The following is a 2,616-nucleotide window of genomic DNA, read 5'->3' on the forward strand; positions in this document are numbered from 1 at the left end:
CATAACAAACAAAAAGCTCGGGAAATCCCCGAGCTTTTTTATGCTTATTGCTTAACTAAACGTGGCTTAGGCTTGCTTTAGTTGCTTTTTCAATTTTTTCAGCTTGCCTTCTTGTTTCGCAACTTTTGCTTTGGTTTTCTTGATCGATTTTTTCAGATCTTTCTTTGATACTTTCGCCATGATTTTCTCTCCTCAAATATAGATTGCCGAAGCGTTTGCCACTGCAATACAGCTTCAATGCTGTGGTCGGGTACCGGCAAGTTGCACCGTAAACTGGATGTTATGATTCTTTTTTTGTTTCGTGGTCTTTTAAAAATTGTTTGATAAACCGTCTGACTTCTCGAGCCGCTGAGGTATCAAGATCGTCACATGTTTGCAGAAACGCGTCACGTTGCTCTCTATTGATTCGTATCAGTAATTGGCTGTCTTTTTTAACTTTTTCTTTTTTTGCCATATTTTTTAGCCTATCAATTAGATATACAATGTATATACACTTACATTGTGTTTCCAGTCAAATAGATAAAAATGTGATCTGTTTAGTGTTCGAACTAAAATGCGGAGTGGGTAGTCATCAACCTAGACACGCTTCGCTAACCGCGATGGCTTAGCGTTTAGCGCGATGACATATCGTTGAATCGATAGATAGAAAATTACAATATGGACGTCTAAATGTCTTTACTGCTTTTGGCGAAACGCTTAGGCTAGAGGTATGGGCAACATAGGATGAGTGAGCCATGGAAAAGAAACAGAATCGTACGCAGCTAATCCATGCTGGACGCCAAAAAGGCTACACCTTAGGCGGGGTTAATCCAGTCGTACAGCGCGCTTCTTCAATCATTTTTGATTCATTAGCAGAAAAGAAACACGCGGTTGCAAATCGTCACCAACAAACGCTGTTTTATGGCCGACGAGGTACGACCACTCACTTTTCGCTGCAAGACGCAATGACAGAGCTTGAGCAGGGAACAGGTTGTGCGTTATTTCCGTGTGGCGCGGCGGCGATTGCTAACAGTATTCTCGCATTTGTTAAAACGGGCGATCACATACTGGTATCGGGTTCGGCATATGAGCCTACTCAAGACTTTTGTGAGAAAATACTGGCCGACATGCAGATCGAGACCGAGTATTTTGACCCACTTGAAGGTGACGAGATTAGTCATCGCATCAAGCCGAATACACGTATCGTGTTCTTGGAGTCACCCGGGTCGTACACCATGGAAGTGCACGATACGCCAGCCATTGTGCGAGCGGTTCGCAATCGCGCCCCAGATGCTGTGATCATGATGGATAATACGTGGGCGGCAGGTCGCTTATACCAGCCGTTAACACAGGGTGTCGATATTTCTATTCAGTCTGGCACCAAGTACATTATTGGTCATTCAGATAATATGCTAGGCACCGCCGTCGCCAATGCGCGCTGTTGGCCAACGCTGAGAGAGCGTGCCTACTTGATGGGACAAACCGTTGATCCTGACACTGCCTACCAGGCGGCACGAGGACTGAGAACGCTCGATGTACGGCTAGCGCAACATCAAGAAAATGCGTTACATGTTGCCAACTGGCTGAATGAGCAGGCTGAAGTGGCGAAAGTGCTTCATCCCGCATTCACTGATTGTCCGGGGCATCGCTATTTTGCCCGTGATTTTAGTGGCAGTAACGGACTGTTCTCATTCGTTTTTAAGGAACGTTTGTCCGATACGCAATTAGAAGCATTCTGCGACTCTATGAAGTATTTTAGCATGGCTTATTCATGGGGAGGTTACGAGTCTTTGTTACTTGCCAATCAACCCGAACAGCTTAATCGGATCCGGCCCGTGGCTAAAGTAAGTTTCAGTGGGACACTCGTTCGACTGCATATTGGTCTCGAACAGGTGGAGGATTTAATCGCTGATCTTGCCGCTGGTTTTGAACGAGTGAATAAGACGTAATCATATCTATTTTCGAAACACCTAGCTCCCGGACAACAGGGCGCTAGGTGATCACGATTCGCTATTTCGTCGTCACGTCTGAAACTGATCGGTCAGCTGGGTTAATGCGCCCCAATAGGTAGGGCGCATTGATATAATTAGCTCGCTTTTTGGGGCGGGTTTGTGGATAACGTTTCGGTCGCGCTTTTTCCTGTTTCGCTGAGAATGTTGGCAACAGTCTGTCGTGAGAGATGCCCGATAAGCTCCCCATGATCGTCGAAGACGGGCAGTGGCCATTTCGACTCCAAGGTATCTGGAATCACACTCTCGAGCAAAGAATCTTGATCAATCGCGGGAACATCCTCAAGTAAGCTAGCCTCGATATGGCCACTTGGATCTTTGTCACTCAGTGCTTTTTGGCTCAAGGTACCTTGGTAACCCTCCTCGGTAATGTAGTAGCCATAATTAACTTTTTGATGGCGCATCTGCTGAATGGCATCACCAATTGTGGTCGCACTGATACGACAGATTTGCGGCTGCATCACGGTTTCAACGGTTAGGGCTCGAGCACGGTTGACGTCTTTAACAAATGCTTCGACATAGTCGTCTGCTGGTTGAAGTAGAATATCAACCGGCTCACCCACTTGTACCAGCTTACCGTCCCGTAAAATGGCAATACGATCACCAAGACGTAACGCTTCGTCGAGAT

General features: G+C 46.3%; 2 protein-coding genes and 1 pseudogene. 1 reads left to right on the plus strand and 2 read right to left on the minus strand.

Annotation, left to right across the window (positions count from 1 at the left end; translation table 11 throughout):
- Nucleotides 1-280: 280 nt before the first annotated feature.
- Complete coding sequence (locus tag BZG79_RS16475) at nt 281-454, minus strand: hypothetical protein (protein WP_199877908.1); 174 nt, start codon at nt 452-454, stop codon at nt 281-283.
- A gap of 280 nt (nt 455-734) precedes the next feature.
- On the opposite strand from BZG79_RS16475, the gene metC reads away from it, so the two are divergent.
- The gene (gene metC / locus BZG79_RS13870) at nt 735-1,928 is read left to right on the plus strand and encodes a cystathionine beta-lyase (RefSeq protein ID WP_077576703.1); all 1,194 of its coding nucleotides are present in this window, start codon (nt 735-737) and stop codon (nt 1,926-1,928) included.
- 137 nt (nt 1,929-2,065) lie between these two features.
- Here the strand turns inward: metC and BZG79_RS13875 are convergent.
- Nucleotides 2,066-2,616, minus strand: a pseudogene (locus BZG79_RS13875) (glycine betaine/L-proline ABC transporter ATP-binding protein); the annotation flags it as partial.

It is taken from the genome of Salinivibrio sp. MA427 (genome assembly GCF_001996115.1).
Taxonomy (GTDB): Bacteria; Pseudomonadota; Gammaproteobacteria; order Enterobacterales; family Vibrionaceae; genus Salinivibrio; species Salinivibrio costicola.

What these genes read in the sequence shown, in the direction of transcription:
- BZG79_RS16475 (WP_199877908.1), bottom strand. Translation starts at nt 454, where the DNA reads ATGGCAAAAAAAGAAAAAGTTAAAAAAGACAGCCAATTACTGATACGA.
- metC (WP_077576703.1), top strand. Translation starts at nt 735, where the DNA reads ATGGAAAAGAAACAGAATCGTACGCAGCTAATCCATGCTGGACGCCAA.